Raw genomic sequence first — 15,553 nt, 5'->3', positions numbered from 1 at the left:
CAAAGACGACGAAAGGCGTCGCAGGGGGACGCCTTTCGGGTTTTTACCGGGTGGTCAAATTCGTCAGTTGCCGAAATTCGACAGCGCGTCGAAGTCGATCCCCTCCATCGCCTGCATCAAGAGCGCCTCGTCACCGCCTTCGATTGTGATGAGGATGCGGTTGTTGACCAGTGCCATCGCCTGACCGTCATTGATCGCCACGCGCTGCCGACCCACGCGTTCGACCTTCATCCCCATCGCAGCGGCGTTGGCGACCATCGCACCCATGCTGGCCACCATGGCGTTGTCGGCCATCATGGTGATCGAATAATATTGCGACCCGTCCGGCGCACGGTATTCGGCGCTCGCCCCCATGCCGCCACCCATCATGGCAAGACCTGCCTGCATTTCGGTTTCTACATCACGCGTCCACCCATCGGGGGCCAGAGGCAGGAATTGCTGAAACGCCTCGGTCCGCAGGGCCATCAGTTTCTGACGTGCAAAATCCAACTCTTCGAGGGCATAGGTGATGTCGCCGTCGTTATAGGCTTCGATAGCCGATTGCAGCGTATCGGAAATTTCGTCTGCCTGCGCCGCAAACGGCAGGGTCAGCGCCGCGGCCAATGCAAAACTCATAAATCTGTTCATTCTAAAGTCTCCGTTCGGATGTCTTGGCGACCCGGCAAAGCACCGCGCCTTACGCAACTTTAAGCGCGATCTTCGCTTCCCTTTCAACCGGGGTTTTGCGATTGTTTTGCCAGACCCGGTTCGGCGACCCCCAAGTTGCCATTGATGCCGCACCGGATGGATTGATTGGAGGATTTGGAATGGCGGATTTCGACACTCAAGTGCGCGAAAGCCAGGCACAGGTGGCCGAAGCACAGGCCAAGATCGCGGAACTGACCAGCCGCATTGAAACTGCACGCGCCAAGATGAAGGATGGCACAGACGTCACCTTCGACATCGAGAACGCAACGTTGGAAGACGTGCACGCCCATACCGATGTGATGAACGCGAATATCGCGGAACTGATCATGGGGCTGGACGACGTGACCGCCGCGTTTTCCAAGGATTTCGACGAGATGCGGTCGAAGACGGGTTGGGAAAGCTTTGTCGGGATCTTCTCGGCTGGAAAGTCCGAATCAATGCGGCAGGAGCGGATGAAGACCGCGTCCATCGACGACAAGTTGCAGGACCTGATCGCCAAGTCGGACGTGATCGTGACTCTGTTGCAGGGGCAACTGAACCTGCTGAACGAGCAGAAAGACAAGGTTGAGGTGAACCTTGCCGAAACGCTGGACGAGCGTGAGGCGACCGTGGGTGAACTTGAGACCGTGCGCACCGAGATTCTGGCGATGGACCCCAAGATCATCGAGTTGGAAAACAAGATCAGCGTCGAACAGGACGCGGCCGCACGCACCAAGCTGGAAACCGAACTGGCCGAGTTGAACGCTGCGTATAATGCGATGGTGCAGGACGAGCAGGTCAAACTGGCCAAGAGCCAGACGCTCGAGCGTTATATCGAGAAGGGCAAGACCTGGATCGACTCGCTCCAGAATCAGGCGGCGACGCAGATGGTGCTGATCAATAAACTTCAGACGGACACCAAACAGCGCGTGGTGCTATACGATGCGCTGTCCAAGTCACTGAAGACCGCGCAGCAGCAGGACATCGCGCACCGGATCAACGAGATCGGGGTGAAGACCGACCAAGAGGCCCAGACTGCGATGGCCGGGATCGGGGCTGCGACCAATCAGAAGATGGCCGACATGCTGGAAAGCCACGAGGACCACATGGTCTTCGCCCGCGAGGTGCTGGAGGCCAAGGCCAAGGCGGATGAACGCTTTGCCCGCCGGTTCCAGGCGATTGTCGAGAAACATGACAAGAACCTGTATGGGGCATGACCACCGCGGCCGATGATCACCGGGGGCTGCCTGACACTCAGGCCAGCCGCCGGTATTTTGCGAAATTCGAAAAGATCCTCGCCCATTTGGGGCGCGTGGCGGCGATGCTGCATGTGGAAAAGCGGCTGACCAAGGACGAGGTAGAGGTTCTGACGCGCTATGTGATCGCGCTGAACCTGACCTTCCGGGCGCTTTCGATGAAGTACCTGCTGGTTGGCCGGGACACCGGGCAGTTCTTTGGGTCCCTGACGATGGACGTGAAGGACAGCGGGTTTCCGACGACAACCGAGCTTTTGGTCATGGCAAATGACGCCGCGCAGGCGGATCAGCATTTGCGGACCATGCTCTCGGTCGATGCGCTGAAGGACCAGATGGTGGCCGAGATCATCGGCGATCAGGCGATCCCGACGCGGCTGCAATTCACCCTGAGCCAGCGGCTTTATTACGAGGAACTGGCGCGCGGCAAGCTCTACTGGGCGCGCAATGATCCACAATGCCTGTGGCTCTCGGGGACCGAGCCGCGTCGGCGGTATCTGCTGCATTGGGGGGTCTATGACAGCCAGGTGAACCTGCCGACGATCTACTTGATGGAGGTCGAGGACAGTGGCCGCAACGCGCTGCCGAAGGACGACCGTCGCTGGCCCGAGGTGCAGGCGCATCTGATGGCGCAATCGCTTGGTGGGCTGAAACTGTTGACCATCGCGCAGGGGTTTGACGAAACCTTTGACGACCTGCACCCCAAGCGGCTGCGGCGGTTTCACATTGGTCCGATGTATTCGCATTCCTTCACCCAGCAGTCCGGCCCGATCCGCGAGGTGCTGGAACAGGCGCGTGCGCCCGAAGGGCAGGATTGGGCGCTGGCCTGGACGCTTGAAGAGCTGGAAAGCGAGCGGGTGCGGCAGGAGAAATCGGGCTGGTTTTCCAAAGTGGACCGCGAGGTGTTTGCACTGGACCCGTTTGCGGGACGCGGCGCGGAGACCGGGACAACGGCGACGGAACGCATGGTGATCCTGCCGGAGCGGCCGTTTCAGGCGCTGGCGGAATTGAACCCGCCGGGATTTGCCACCGTCCGCAAGTTCGTGGTGAACGATGCGGGGCAGGTGTTGAGTTATTGACCGTCGTGCTTGCGTTTGCTGCGGGAGCCTCCGGCGGGAGTTTATTTGGCAAGATGAAGCATAGGAGCGTCGCAAGATGTCCGTAACGTCCGATTTGATGGAGCTGCGCGAAGAACCGATCCGCAAGCATTATGCGGCGGCCAATGCGATGCTTGAGGGGTTCGATCACACGCCAAGGGTGGCGTCCGGGGCGGAACCTGCCGCCGTGGAGCGGTCATCGGGGATCGGCACGCGGCGGCGGTTTCGATCGACCACGCCGGGGTTGGTGACACGGTCTACGGCCCGACCCGAGGGGGTGCATCTGCTGGATCGGATTGCCGGGGCGGATGGAGATGATCCGCTCGTGTCGCCTGCGCAGGCGTCGGTAATGCATGGGCTGCGGCGGGCGCTTGGGATTGCGCTTGCGGTGGGGGAGGCATTTTCGGACGCGACGCCGTTGGGCGAGATGAAGCGGGCGAATTTGCAAGGCGCGCTGGGGGCGGATCGGAAAGCGGAGTTTTCGGCGCTCCTGGAAGGTGAGGCTCTGGCGGTTGGCTATGTGTTTGCCAATGCGACGGCGTTTCTGCTGGCATCGCAGGCGTCGGAAGTGAGTGTCGATGTAGGGGAGGTGCAGGAAGTTCTGACCGACAATGCGCAGCTTGCCTTGCATGGGGCGCTTTGGGAACTGGACCAGAAGCTGGCTTTGCACGCGACGGACGAGCCGCGCATGGTGGCCACCGTTTTGGCGTTGGCTGAGCAGCTGATGGAGCGGATCGCGTTGCGCGCCCAGAACGGCGCGCGGACGGGGGCGTTTACTTCGGCCAATTGGCGGGTGGAGGCGGATGACCTGACGATCCGGGGCTTCACGCCCGCGACGAAGGCCAAAGGCACCACGCTCACCATGCAATTCAAGAAGCCGCATCAGGTGGTGGGCAACCACATCGCCAAGTATCAGGCGATGCGGCTGGCGAAGATGCTGATGGCCTATGACTTTGAACGTAGGCTGAACCCGTTTGCCGAACTCGGCGGCTTCATCTTCACCTTCATGGGCGACGGTGCGCCGGGGACGGGGAAGACGACGCTCATCCAGATGATGGCGGGGATGATCCACGAGTATTGCCAGAACGCGGGCTATACGTTCCGGTATCAGAACTTTGGCATCGACAATATCGACAGCTACCAGGGCAAGTCGGGGCAGAACGCGAAGGCGTTTATCAACAACGTGCTCGACCCGTCGGTGATCGGGTTCGGCACCATCGACGACATCGACCAGATCGCGGGCAAGCGGGGGGACCGGCAGTCCAGCGCGGGGCAGCAGGAGGTCACGGCGGTGTTCATGGAGGCGTTTGCCGGGGCCAACACCGTGGTGCGGGGGAACTGCACCTTCGGCATGTTCTCGAACTTCCCGGAGAACGTGGACGATGCGTTGCGGCAGCGGGCGGGGGCGCGGTTCCTTGTGGACGGGCCGCAGACGCGGGAGGATTACATCGACATTCTTGCGCTGCTCATGGGCAAGAAGCACGACATCCCGCTGGGCGATCACGAATTGTACGCCGCGCAACAGATCCAGAAGGCGGTGGCGGCGTCGTTTGAATCGCACAACCGGCCCAAGGAACCGGGGTTGATGGAAGTGTTCGACCGGGTGTCGGCGCAGATCGGCGCGCTCGATACGATTGCCAAGATGGGCACCTATCTCAAGGCCATTCAGGAGGCCGACCCGCGCTTTACGGGCCGGGCGATCAAGAACATCACCGACGCGGTGAAGGTTCGCGCGATGGATTTCGAACTGCCGGATGAGTGGATGGAGCAACCGGACCTGTTCCTGTTCCAGCCCTATGATCGGAAGGCGGCGATGATTGAGGAGTTGCGGCGTCCGATCACGACTCAAATGGTGATCCAGGAGATCAACCGCTACGCGGATTCCGAGTTCCGCTATGCGGACAAGTCGGATGAGGTGGCGATCGAGGCGATGGTGCGGGACTTCGGGCGGACGGAAGAGGCGAAGAAGAGGTATTTGGAGGGTAAGGGGTGACGTTTTGCTGACTGACATTTTCGCTATTCGATATGAAAATACGCCTCTGTTCACTCACTACTCGAATAGGGAAAAAAGGATCTTCCATCAATCCTTTACAATTCTAGAAGAGTTCCATCCATATTGGAAAGAGACCGACTCACAAATGAAGTTGAGTGAAACGTTTTGGCAGGAATTACACAAGAAAGTATCGAATGAGCTTGGCGTAAGGTGGCTAAGCGATCCTTACTATAAAATACACGTTGGGATTGGCGAGTATCGTCGGGAAGAAACACATAAAAGACCTGAGATAGAAATTTGTCGAAATTGGATTACGCGCGGTCCAACAGACAGTATTGATATTGACGCTTTTGTCAAAAATAGGCTTAGTTTGGTTGAAGTCGGCCTGCGCTCAATTCTGGAGAAAGTTCAAAAATCAGAGGAATTTCTCCACACAAATCAATCCATGATTTCTCAAACTAAGAAAAAATTTGAAACGGGCAGGGCGAAATACGAGGCCGCTGCATCAGAGCTTAATATACGCTTTAGATCAGCGCGCTTCCCGCTAAATTATCACAATGGGTTCATACAAATTGAAACTGATGAGTTAATCTCCAAAGAAATCGAACAGCCCTTTTGGAGTCTTGTTTCTGAGCCACTTTGGGAAAACGTGGATATCGACATGAAGGAAGCGCTTGATTTGCGTGATGGAGGCGGTAAAGATCCCGCATTGTATTCAGCAAGAGCACTTGAAAGCGCCTTGAAGATTATTTCAGATGAACTGGACGTAACACATGGGAGCGAAAAAGGCGCTCACGGATTCATCGACAATATTTCAAAAAAACAATGCCAGTTCATTTCACCATGGGAAGCTGAATTTCTTAAACTATACTTTACGAGGGTCCGAAATCCTTTGGGGCATGGCCCGGGAAAGGAGCCAATGCCAACTCTCAAGGCAGATCAAACCAGCTGGGCCATTGAACAAGCAATGTCTTGGATAAAACTATTGGCCTCCAGACTCGCTATCAAAAAAGATATCACAACATGAACCGCCTCATCCAATCCGGTCTGATGTTCGGCAACCTGATCCATGTCACCTCCCCGGCGCTGGTCGAACGGTATAACCGGGCGCTGAAACATCTCACCGGCAAGACCACGGCCCAGACCGATTTCCATATCGACATCTCCGGTTTCTCGCCCGAGATCGGGGACGAATTGGACGACCCTCTGTACCTTAACCACAACGGGGTGAACCGGCAGTTTATTTTGCTGACGACGCAGCAGAAGACGGCACCGCTGCTCGATGCGAAATTCTCGACCTCGCGGGATATCCTAAAGCAGTTCATCGAGGCGAATGAAAGCCAGTTGTTCGCGCTGACCGCCAAGGATGCGGTTGCGGGGGAGTTGGTGAACACGGTGTTCGACGTTTCGAACCCGGAGCGGCTGTTCGATATTCACACGATCAAGATCGAGGCGGACACGACGAGCGGCACGGTGCGCGATGCGGAAAAGCTGGGCGCGCTGGTGGATCGGTTCAAGACAGAGCCTGACGGCTGGCACGATGATGTGCTGATCGCGGAGATGATTACCTTGGCGAAACGCACGGGCGATGTGGTGCGCAATCCGGTGCGGCTCAAACAGATGGAGTTCAAACAGGAGAACTTCCACACCAGCCATTTCGGCGGGATGTATGTGTTTCGGGCTGTGGAGCATCCAGCGGCGATCTGTGCGGGCGATGTCGTGCCGGGCTTGCCGATTGCCTATACGTTCGGGTTGCGGGATCGGAACAAGGTGGCGAAGTTTCTGGACCTGAACGGGTTGGTGGAGCCGATTGTGAAAGCGCGGGGGATCGATGCCTCGGCCATCCTGCGGCAGAAGATGGATTTTATCGTTGTGGATATTGCGCAGGAGGCGGAGATCGACCTGACCGGGTCGACCCGGCGCGACATTCGCGGGCTGGCGCGGCGGTACTCTGATCGGCTCCCCCCCGAATGGCACGCGCTGAACCAGCTGGTGCAATGGGCGGATGGGGATGCCAAGTGGCCCCGGATCGCGAGCGACAACCCGGCGTATTTCTACACGCTGCGGGCCAGTGACACAAAGGATGCGACGCTGGTGAACATGCTGCTGTCCGAGCTGTCGCCCAAGGATATCCGGCAGCTTTACATCTGCCACAAGGAGGCGTTCTACGCCGCTTATCGCGGGTGGACGGACACAAAGCGCGCCTATGTGGTGGATTTCCTGACGCGGGAATACGTCGCCGACAAGGCCGGCGCGCGGGAGGCGCTGTTCGGCCATGACGCGCCGCTTGAAGAACCGACGCCGATCCGCGACGATATCATCACGCGTGTGGGCCCCTGGGGCGCGGTTCGGAGGTAGGGTATGTTTGCACTTGGTCGGTTGCTGGTGATTGGATTTCTGGTCCTGAGCGTGGTCTATATCTGCCTCTCGCTCTATTCCCGCTCGGTGCGGCGGGACAAGCTGGAAAGGGAGTGGGACGAGGAGATCCAGCAGGGCGACCGGGAGACCTTTGTGGAGGCGGGATTGCGCGAATACGACGGGTCGCTGCGGCGAAAGCTCATTCTGGGGGTGTATATCGTGCCGCTGACGGTTATCTCTGTCATCATCTACTTGACGAATTTCCACTGAGGGGACGACGCCGTGGGGTATTTCAAATGGGCCATCATCCTGACCTTCTGGGTGCTGTTCGGTTCGTTCCTGCATTACACGCTGCCGCAGCATGACATCGCGCGGATCACGGAAACCGATGTGCGCCGGATTGATCCGGGCGAGAACCGCTGGTTCTGGGCACAGGCGGATGTGGGCAGCGACGGCACGCTGGCGAACCGGGACGTGTTCTTTATCTCGACCGTACGCGACAACGGGCGCGTGATGGTTTACCGCAACGAGGACACGGGCTGGGGCTGGCCGCCCTATTTCAAGTTCGACACCTCGAACCTGCAGGCCGAAGCGGCTGATCTGCGCAGCACCTCTGCCGCACCGCAATGGGTGGTGATCAAGCATTATGGCTGGCGGAACGAGTTCTTCACCATCTTCCCCAATGCGATCAGCGTGCGACCTGTGGACGGACCGGATGTGCAGATCATCCCGTGGATCAATATCGTGATCCTGACGACTTTGGCCGCGCTGTTCTGGGCTGTCTGGGTGCGCTGGCGGCGGTTCCGCATCGCGCGGATCGACCCGGTTCTGGAAGATGTGGAAGAGGGGTTCGATGCGGTCGGCGACGGCATCGCACGCCGTCGCAGCGGGTTCCGGCGGTGGCTGGACAGTTGGAAGTCCAAGTAACCCGCTTGCCAAAGCGATGCGGTTTCGGTCAGTCTCGTGCAAACGCATGCAGTGAGGGATGATGGCAGGCGCGCGACCCGAACAGGCGGTTCTGACCCGCGATACGGATTTGTCCAAGACCGAAGAGACACGTCGGGTGATCGAAGGGATGGTGGACGGTCTCAACGATCATCGCATTGCCGATATCGGTGAGTTCTTCGCTGATGGGTTCCGCTGGATGGGCAACACCGGCTGCGGCACCAAAGAGGGTCTGCGGGAATTTCAGGACAATTGGCAGAAGCCGTTTCAGGCCGCGTTTTCGGACAAGGTCTGTGTTGACGAGGCGCGGCTTTACATGGGTGAATGGGCGGCTGCCTTTGGCCGTCAGGAGGCCGTTCATTCCGGAGGTTTCATGGGCGTCGAGCCGACGGGGAAACGCGTCACCATCCGCTACATGGATTTCTGGAAAGTCGTCGATGGCAAGATCGTCGACAATTACGTGATGGTCGATTTCCCGCATGTCCTGGCGCAGCTTGGCGTTGACGTGTTCGGTGGCGAAGGCTGGGAAGCCTATGACCGGGGCGAAAAGACCCCGCCTGCCCCATGACGACGACGCGCAAGGTCACCTCGCTTGACGTCGCGAAACGCGCCGGTGTCAGCCGGTCTGCGGTGAGCCGCGTGTTCACGCCCGGTGCCTCGGTCAGCGAGCGCACGGCGTCCAAGGTGCGCGAGGCGGCCAATGCCTTGGGCTACCGGCCCAACGTGCTGGCCCGCGCGATGCTGACCGGGAAGAGCAAGATCATCGGGCTGGTGGTGGCCTATCTCGACAACCATTTCTACCCGACCGTGCTGGAACTGCTGTCCGAGGCTTTGGAGCGCGAAGGCTATCACGTGCTGGTTTTCATGGCCGCCCACTCTGCGGATGATGTCGAAGACGTGGTGAGCCAGATCCTCGATTATCAGGTCGACGGGCTGATCCTCGCCTCTGTTTCCCTGAGTTCCGATCTTGCGGATCGCTGCCGGGCGTCTGGTGTTCCCGTGGTTCTGTTCAACCGCAAGCTCGAGGCCGAGGGCGAATTGGCAGTGGTTTCGGACAACCGGATGGGCGGGCGTCTGGCGGCGGAGCATCTGATCTCGCTCGGGCGCACGCGGATCGGGCATATCGCGGGCTGGGAAGGCGCCAGCACGCAGCGCGACCGCGAGGCAGGGTTCATGGAAGGGCTGCGTGCTGCCGGGCTTGGCCTGTTTGCGCGCGAGGTCGGCGACTACCGTCTGCCCCGCGCCAAAGAGGCAGCACGGCGCATGTTCGACACGCCCGACCGGCCGGATGCGGTGTTCGTGGCCAATGACTATATGGCGTTCGGCGTAATGGATGTGTTGCGGTCGGAACTGGGTTTGCGCGTGCCGGACGATGTGGCGCTGATCGGGTTCGACGACGTGCCAAGCGCGGCGTGGCCTGCCTACAGCCTGACGACCATCCGACAGCATGCCGAAGCGATGGTGACCACGGCAGTCGAGGCTCTGCTCTCGGAGATCGGCGGGACAGATGTGACCTCACCTGCACCATTGCCCGTCACTCTGGTGCGCCGCACCTCGGCGTAGTGCTCAGAGGTCGCCAGTCGCCAGCAGAATCTGTTTCCAGATTGCCGTCTCGTCGATCAACGTCCACTCGCGACGCAGTCCGTGTGGACCAAATTCGGCATGGGTGATGCCCATGATGTAAACGTCGGACCCAGTGGGTGTGCCGAACATGCCCCAGCCGGAATGCGCACCGTGCAAGGACCAGCGAACCGCAGCACGCGCGCTGCACAGCGGTTCCTCTATCCCGATCTGGTGATCGACAGAAAACTGCGCAGTTGGGAACGCCGCGTGAAGTTGCATCCAGAACCGGTCCGCATCTGAATGCCCCACGCCCGTGACATGCCCGGGATAAGCCAGTTCGGCAGCCCGATCATAGCTTTGAGGGATGACCGAGAATTCTGCTTTGGCGATCCGCATCAGGATGTCGGCCAAAGCTAGTCCCCAATAATTGTCATTGCCGGTGCCCTGGTACGGACCGGGCAAGTCGGTGGCCGGGGTCATTGGCTTGACGCACGTTTCGGGCCCACCTTCACGCGCAATGAGGTCGCGGGTCCAGTCGACCACATCCAAACCCATCTGGCGGACAATCGCCCCCTGATCGCGCACCAGCCACTCGTCATGCACTCCGTTGTCGCGGCACCAACAATCGGCAAGGATGCGATAGGCCAGTTTGCGCCCGGTAGGCGCGCCGTACATGCCGGATCCTTCGTGTGTCGCGGTACAATAGAGGCGGTGCGAAGACAGGAAGCTATCGTCGCCAGTGGCACACCAGATCACATCTTCGCCAAGAAGCTGCCGGTCCGGAAATTCCGCCAGGGTCGCCTCGGTCGCGGCGATGATCCCGGTGTTGCCCTTTATGACCGAGGCTGGGGAGCGCACAACAAGCTCTGGCCCATAGTACCGGTGCAGAGTGTGAATACCGCGGTCTTCCCAGATGTCCTTGGTGATCCCCAAGATGAAGTCGGGAATGTCCTTCCAGCGTTCGTCAAACCCAGGAAGGAATGCCATGGATCACCGCATCCCGTAGTAGAGACCGACGACATGTTCCGCTTCCGCGAAGAACAGCCAACGGGACACGAGAACGCCCGCGATATGGCTGATCAGCGCCAGAAGGCCGAAGATGTGCGGATAGGGCAGCAGCAAGAGGAACACGGGCACGACCAACATCAGCACCAGTGCGATCATCCGCAGTTTCTGCGCATGTCGGCGACCGACGGTGAAGACCATCTCGTTCAGCAGATAGTTGGTTCCCGTATGCGGCGGCTCGAAGGCGCGGACCTCACCAATGTTGCCAAGGCCGGTCGCAGTCTTGAGATCTGTCCCGCTTTGCTTGAAGCGCGTGTCGCCGGTCTTCCACCAAAGCGCCTGTAGGCCACCCGCCACCAGAAGCAGGACCAGACCGATGGTCACACGACCCGAGAGCAGCGCCCCACCTGCAATCGACAAAGACAGGAACAGGGCTGAGGTCAGTGCGGTGTTCCAGCGCGGCACGGTCTTGAGCTGCGCGTAGATCATCGAGGTGGTGTAGACGGTCGCCAGCGCAAACGCGGCACCGATCCAGCCGAGGATCGAAACCTGCGTGTCGAAGAACACGAGCAGGAAGGCGTAAATCCCCATGGTCACCAATGCCGCTACCGCGCACCACGCCTCGCGGCTGAGCCAGCTTGTCTGCCATTGGGTGAACGCCTTGATCGCCCGCTCGGGGCGACCGAGGTGGAAGGTCGAAGAGATCAGGCCGCCAACGGCCAAGGCATAAGCAATCGCGAAAAACGCGAAGGCGACCCATCCCGTTGGCGCAGTGGAATCAATCCCAAGCCAGAACAGCAGACCCAAGCCAAGACCAGAGAACGTGCTGAAGGCGATGATGGACGGAGCCGGGTGCATCAGAGTTTCTCCAGCGCTTTATCAAGCCATCCAAGGAAGCCCTTGGGCTCTTCCACCACGGGGGCAAGAAGCGGGGCGAGGATGTCGATTTCTTCGTTCAGCCGGTCCTTGGGACGCGGCGGCAGGTATTTGTTGACTGGCTTGGTGCCCTGCTCCGGCATCAGGTCCATCCCGCCACGTTCTGCGACCAATTGGCTGACGGCGCTGTCGGGGTCGCCCAGATCGCCGAAGTGACGGGCGTTGGACGGACAGGTGCGCACACAGGCGGGAACGCGGTCTTCTTCGGGCAGGTTCTCGTTGTAGATGCGGTCAACGCAAAGGGTGCATTTCTTCATGACCCCTTCCGCCTTGTCCAACTCGCGCGCGCCATAGGGGCAGGCCCAGGCACAGAGACCGCAGCCGATGCAGTCTTTCTCGTTCACCAGAACGATCCCATCCTCCGTGCGCTTGTAGCTGGCCCCGGTCGGGCAGACGGTCACGCAGGGCGCGTCTTCGCAGTGCAGGCAGGATTTCGGGAAATGGATGAGCTGTGCCGGTCCGCTTTCGGGTTGGACCTCGTAGGAATGAACGCGGTTGAGGAATGTGCCCGACGGGTCCGCGCCGTAAGGGTTCTGATCCGAGAGAGGCGCGCCGTAGTTTTCAGTGTTCCAGCCTTTGCAGGACACGACGCAGGCATGGCACCCGACACAAGTGTCGAGGTCGATCACCAGACCCATCTTGCGGTCTGTCTTTTCGGGAAGCTGCGTCATGCGGTGCGGTCCTCCGTGATCGTGATGGTGGGTGCTGGCGCAAACCCGATCGGCTGTTCCGCCTCTTTGTCCCAGGTTGCGACAAACCAGATGAACGATCCGGCCATGCCGATCAGTACAACCGCGATGGCCAGCAGCGTGGCTTTCATTGCTCCGCTCATGGTTCCACCTTCCAGCGCAGTTCGTCTGGTCCCTGGCCAACAGGCGACTTCAGCTCATCGAACACAGGATGGGATTCCGAAGGCCCATCGACCTTTTCGATCTTCACCCGCAGATCGAACCACGCCGCCTGCCCGGTGATCGGATCAGAGTTCGCCCAGCGCAGACCGTCACCTTTCGGTGGCAGCAATTCGTGAATCAAATGGTTAAGCAGGAAACCCTTGGTGGCCTCAGGCGCGTTCTTGTCCAGGGCCCATGCGCCCTTGCGCTTGCCGATGGCGTTCCATGTCCACACGGTGTTTTCGTTCAGCGCCGCCATGTGGGCGACAGGCACGGTAATGTCACCATGCGCCGAGGTCACACGCGCCCAGTCGCCGGTCTTGAACCCGTGCTTTTCCCAAAGCTTGGTCGGCAGATAAAGCGGGTTGCGACCGTGGATCTGGCGCAGCCACGCGTTCTGAGTGCCCCAGGAGTGGTACATCGCCATCGGGCGCTGGGTCAGCGCGTGGATTGCGAATTCCTCGGTATCGACGCGGCTGTCCTCGAACGGCGCGTACCAGATCGGCAGCGGATCGAGCGTTTCCTTGATCCGCGCGCGCAGGTGATCCGGCGGTTGACGATCGCCATGCCCTTCGGCAGCCAGTTGGAACTTCCGCATCGGCTCAACGTAGAGCTGGAAGATATAGGGCGCGGCCGCATCATAGAGGCCGATTTTCACCGCCCAGTCCTGATAGGCTTTGTTCCACGGTTTATAGTACAGCCCTTCCTCCGGCACATGCGCCATCCAGAAGCCGCCATTGGCGATGTAGCTGTCGATCTGCGCCTCGTTCACGTCGCCGCGTCCGCCGGTCAGGCCGTCTTCACCCATGCGCCAACCCGCCAGCGGACCAACACCGGGACGGCGCTGGTGGTGGGTGATGTAATCAGCGTAGTCGGCGTATTTCTGGTTTCCGTCCTCGTTCACGAAACCCGGCAGATCAAGCTTTGCGCCCAATTCGCACAAAACGGACTGGAACCCCCGCACATCGCGGTCAGGCTGCACCACCGGCCAACGGATCGCATCGGCTGCCGCGTCGGCTTCGCAGATCGGTCGGTCGAGGAGAGAGATACAGTCGTGCCGTTCAAGGTAGGTCGTGTCGGGAAGGATCAGGTCGGCATAGGCGACCATCTCGGATGAATAGGCATCGGAATAGATGATGCGCGGGATCACGTAGTCGCCGTTCTCGTCCATGTCCGTGAGCATCTTCATCACGCCCGACGTGTTCATCGTCGAATTCCACGACATGTTCGCCATGTACATGAACAGCGTGTCGATCTTGTAGGGATCGCCTGCATAGGCGTTGGAAATGACCATGTGCATCAGGCCATGGGCGCTCATCGGGTTTTCCCATGTGAACGCCTTGTCGATGCGGGCGGGGGTGCCGTCTTCCTTGAGGCAGAGGTCATCCGGCCCATGCACAAAGCCCAGATGCGGGCCGTCCAGCGGCTTGCCCGGTGTCACCTTGCAATGCGGCTTGGGATGCGCTGTCGCGGGCTTGGGGTAAGGCGGTTTGAAGCGGAACCCACCGGGGGTTTCGACCGCGCCCAGCAGGATTTGCAGCACATGCAACGCGCGACACGTCTGGAAGCCGTTGGAATGGGCAGAGATACCGCGCATCGCATGAAAGCTGACCGGGCGACCCAGCATCTTGTCATGCTTCTCACCCCGGAAATCCGTCCACGGCTGGTCGATCTCGATGGCCTCGTCAAAGGCGACGCGGGCAATCTCGGCCGCGATGCGTTTGATCTTGGTGGCGGACACGCCGCAGGTTTCGGCCACCGCTTCGGGGGCGTATTGCGGATCAAGATAGCGCTCGGCCATCAGGTGCATGACGGTCTTGTGCGTGATCCCGGCATGGCGGTAGCTGGCGGCAAGGTCGGGCTTGACGCCGGGCTGATCGAATGGCGTCAGCTTGCCGGTCACACGGTCCATGACCAGCGGCTTGCCATTGTCGTCCTTGAGGAACAGACCGTGTTCCGGCGACTTCGTGTCGCCATTCACGAGGACAGGCGCGTTGGTGTAGCGGGCAAGGTAGTCGAGGTCGATCTTCCCGGCCTTCATCAATTCATGCACCAGCGCGAGAATGAACAGACCATCCGTGCCGGGCGTGATGCCGACCCAATCATCGGCAATCGCGTTGTAACCGGTGCGGATCGGGTTGACGCCGATCACCTTGGCCCCGCGCGCCTTGATCTTGCCAAGGCCCATCTTGATCGGGTTGCTGTCGTGGTCCTCGGCCACGCCGAACAGCATGAACAGCTTGGTGTGCTCCCAATCCGGTTGGCCGAATTCCCAGAACGCGCCACCCATCGTGTAGATGCCGGCAGCGGCCATGTTCACGGAACAGAACCCGCCATGTGCTGCGTAGTTCGGCGTTCCGAAATTCTGCGCCCAGAAGCTGGTGAAGGATTGCGACTGGTCGCGCCCAGTGAAGAACGCGAGCTTTTCCGGTGCTTCGGCCCGCAGAGGCTTGAGCCAATCCGTCGCGATCTGAAGCGCCTCGTCCCACGAGATCTCTTCGAACTCACCCGACCCGCGCGGGCCTACGCGCTTCAACGGCGCACGCAGGCGTGATGGCGCGTTGTGCTGCATGATGCCCGCGCTGCCCTTCGCGCAGAGCACCCCGCGGTTCACCGGATGATCGCGATTGCCTTCGATATAGGCGACCTTGCCGTCCTTCATGTGCACGTTGATCCCGCAGCGGCAGGCGCACATGTAGCAGGTGGTTTTGCGCACTTCGTCCGAGACTTTCGGTGACAGGTTCAGCTCTGGCTGGACGTGGCCCATATCTATCCTCCCTGATCCGCCGGGTGTCGCCCCGGTCGGAGTTGGCGACAGTGTTTACGTTTCTGCGCCGATGGTAAAGG

General features: G+C 59.9%; 15 protein-coding genes. 9 read left to right on the top strand and 6 right to left on the bottom strand.

Going from position 1 to position 15,553, the window contains the following annotated elements; translation table 11 throughout:
• Positions 1-63: 63 nt before the first annotated feature.
• Positions 64-627 carry a hypothetical protein gene (locus ACMVPR_RS18455; RefSeq protein WP_416884062.1) on the bottom strand — a complete coding sequence of 188 codons (564 nt, stop codon included), beginning with the start codon at positions 625-627 and terminating at the stop codon, positions 64-66.
• A gap of 179 nt (positions 628-806) precedes the next feature.
• Between ACMVPR_RS18455 and ACMVPR_RS18450 the strand changes: the two genes are divergently transcribed.
• The 9 genes from ACMVPR_RS18450 to ACMVPR_RS18410 all read left to right on the top strand — a co-directional run bounded on the left by ACMVPR_RS18450 (position 807) and on the right by ACMVPR_RS18410 (position 9,875).
• The gene (locus ACMVPR_RS18450; protein ID WP_416884061.1) at positions 807-1,883 is read left to right on the top strand and encodes a hypothetical protein; all 1,077 of its coding nucleotides are present in this window, start codon (positions 807-809) and stop codon (positions 1,881-1,883) included.
• Positions 1,880-2,998 carry a hypothetical protein gene (locus ACMVPR_RS18445; RefSeq protein WP_416884060.1) on the top strand — a complete coding sequence of 373 codons (1,119 nt, stop codon included), beginning with the start codon at positions 1,880-1,882 and terminating at the stop codon, positions 2,996-2,998. The genes ACMVPR_RS18450 and ACMVPR_RS18445 overlap by 4 nt, the downstream gene beginning before the upstream one ends.
• A 76-nt stretch (positions 2,999-3,074) precedes the next feature.
• Entirely contained in the window at positions 3,075-5,009 is a 1,935-nt protein-coding gene (locus tag ACMVPR_RS18440; RefSeq protein WP_416884059.1) for an ATP-binding protein, read from the top strand.
• A 4-nt stretch (positions 5,010-5,013) separates the two neighbouring features.
• Positions 5,014-6,036 carry an AbiJ-NTD4 domain-containing protein gene (locus tag ACMVPR_RS18435; RefSeq protein ID WP_416884058.1) on the top strand — a complete coding sequence of 341 codons (1,023 nt, stop codon included), beginning with the start codon at positions 5,014-5,016 and terminating at the stop codon, positions 6,034-6,036.
• The gene (locus tag ACMVPR_RS18430) at positions 6,033-7,367 is read left to right on the top strand and encodes a DUF6638 family protein (RefSeq protein ID WP_416884057.1); all 1,335 of its coding nucleotides are present in this window, start codon (positions 6,033-6,035) and stop codon (positions 7,365-7,367) included. The genes ACMVPR_RS18435 and ACMVPR_RS18430 overlap by 4 nt, the downstream gene beginning before the upstream one ends.
• A 3-nt stretch (positions 7,368-7,370) precedes the next feature.
• Positions 7,371-7,637 carry a hypothetical protein gene (locus ACMVPR_RS18425; protein ID WP_300586079.1) on the top strand — a complete coding sequence of 89 codons (267 nt, stop codon included), beginning with the start codon at positions 7,371-7,373 and terminating at the stop codon, positions 7,635-7,637.
• A 12-nt stretch (positions 7,638-7,649) separates the two neighbouring features.
• The gene (locus tag ACMVPR_RS18420; RefSeq protein ID WP_300586082.1) at positions 7,650-8,294 is read left to right on the top strand and encodes a DUF1523 family protein; all 645 of its coding nucleotides are present in this window, start codon (positions 7,650-7,652) and stop codon (positions 8,292-8,294) included.
• A gap of 61 nt (positions 8,295-8,355) precedes the next feature.
• The gene (locus tag ACMVPR_RS18415; RefSeq protein ID WP_416884056.1) at positions 8,356-8,880 is read left to right on the top strand and encodes an ester cyclase; all 525 of its coding nucleotides are present in this window, start codon (positions 8,356-8,358) and stop codon (positions 8,878-8,880) included.
• Positions 8,877-9,875, top strand: a complete 999-nt coding sequence (locus ACMVPR_RS18410; RefSeq protein ID WP_416884055.1) for a LacI family DNA-binding transcriptional regulator — start codon at positions 8,877-8,879, stop codon at positions 9,873-9,875. The genes ACMVPR_RS18415 and ACMVPR_RS18410 overlap by 4 nt, the downstream gene beginning before the upstream one ends.
• A 3-nt stretch (positions 9,876-9,878) precedes the next feature.
• Here the strand turns inward: ACMVPR_RS18410 and ACMVPR_RS18405 are convergent, their stop codons facing one another.
• Genes ACMVPR_RS18405 through ACMVPR_RS18385 form a run of 5 tightly spaced genes read right to left on the bottom strand, consistent with a single transcriptional unit; the run spans position 9,879 to position 15,473 of the window.
• The gene (locus ACMVPR_RS18405; RefSeq protein WP_416884054.1) at positions 9,879-10,862 is read right to left on the bottom strand and encodes an ester cyclase; all 984 of its coding nucleotides are present in this window, start codon (positions 10,860-10,862) and stop codon (positions 9,879-9,881) included.
• Positions 10,863-10,865: 3 nt separating this feature from the next.
• A complete protein-coding gene (locus ACMVPR_RS18400) occupies positions 10,866-11,738 on the bottom strand; it encodes a dimethyl sulfoxide reductase anchor subunit family protein (protein WP_416884053.1) in 873 nt (290 codons plus the stop codon).
• Entirely contained in the window at positions 11,738-12,487 is a 750-nt protein-coding gene (locus ACMVPR_RS18395; RefSeq protein ID WP_416884052.1) for a 4Fe-4S dicluster domain-containing protein, read from the bottom strand. The genes ACMVPR_RS18400 and ACMVPR_RS18395 overlap by 1 nt, the downstream gene beginning before the upstream one ends.
• Positions 12,484-12,648 (bottom strand): hypothetical protein, encoded by a 165-nt coding sequence (locus ACMVPR_RS18390; RefSeq protein WP_416884051.1) that lies wholly within the window; start codon positions 12,646-12,648, stop codon positions 12,484-12,486. Before ACMVPR_RS18390 ends, ACMVPR_RS18395 begins: the two co-directional genes overlap by 4 nt.
• A complete protein-coding gene (locus ACMVPR_RS18385) occupies positions 12,645-15,473 on the bottom strand; it encodes a molybdopterin oxidoreductase family protein (RefSeq protein ID WP_416884050.1) in 2,829 nt (942 codons plus the stop codon). Before ACMVPR_RS18385 ends, ACMVPR_RS18390 begins: the two co-directional genes overlap by 4 nt.
• Positions 15,474-15,553: the final 80 nt, after the last annotated feature.

The organism is Marivita sp. (genome assembly GCF_048006345.1).
Lineage (GTDB): Bacteria > Pseudomonadota > Alphaproteobacteria > Rhodobacterales > Rhodobacteraceae > Marivita.
Note: the sequence above shows the minus strand (reverse complement) of the source record. Positions and strands in the feature narration are given on the sequence as shown.

Bases quoted from the DNA above. Each gene is read 5' to 3' on its own strand.
- ACMVPR_RS18390 (WP_416884051.1), bottom strand. From the start codon at position 12,648: ATGAGCGGAGCAATGAAAGCCACGCTGCTGGCCATCGCGGTTGTACTG.
- ACMVPR_RS18405 (WP_416884054.1), bottom strand. From the start codon at position 10,862: ATGGCATTCCTTCCTGGGTTTGACGAACGCTGGAAGGACATTCCCGAC.
- ACMVPR_RS18430 (WP_416884057.1), top strand. From the start codon at position 6,033: ATGAACCGCCTCATCCAATCCGGTCTGATGTTCGGCAACCTGATCCAT.
- ACMVPR_RS18415 (WP_416884056.1), top strand. From the start codon at position 8,356: ATGGCAGGCGCGCGACCCGAACAGGCGGTTCTGACCCGCGATACGGAT.
- ACMVPR_RS18425 (WP_300586079.1), top strand. From the start codon at position 7,371: ATGTTTGCACTTGGTCGGTTGCTGGTGATTGGATTTCTGGTCCTGAGC.
- ACMVPR_RS18410 (WP_416884055.1), top strand. From the start codon at position 8,877: ATGACGACGACGCGCAAGGTCACCTCGCTTGACGTCGCGAAACGCGCC.
- ACMVPR_RS18400 (WP_416884053.1), bottom strand. From the start codon at position 11,738: ATGCACCCGGCTCCGTCCATCATCGCCTTCAGCACGTTCTCTGGTCTT.
- ACMVPR_RS18395 (WP_416884052.1), bottom strand. From the start codon at position 12,487: ATGACGCAGCTTCCCGAAAAGACAGACCGCAAGATGGGTCTGGTGATC.
- ACMVPR_RS18445 (WP_416884060.1), top strand. From the start codon at position 1,880: ATGACCACCGCGGCCGATGATCACCGGGGGCTGCCTGACACTCAGGCC.
- ACMVPR_RS18450 (WP_416884061.1), top strand. From the start codon at position 807: ATGGCGGATTTCGACACTCAAGTGCGCGAAAGCCAGGCACAGGTGGCC.
- ACMVPR_RS18455 (WP_416884062.1), bottom strand. From the start codon at position 627: ATGAACAGATTTATGAGTTTTGCATTGGCCGCGGCGCTGACCCTGCCG.
- ACMVPR_RS18440 (WP_416884059.1), top strand. From the start codon at position 3,075: ATGTCCGTAACGTCCGATTTGATGGAGCTGCGCGAAGAACCGATCCGC.
- ACMVPR_RS18385 (WP_416884050.1), bottom strand. From the start codon at position 15,473: ATGGGCCACGTCCAGCCAGAGCTGAACCTGTCACCGAAAGTCTCGGAC.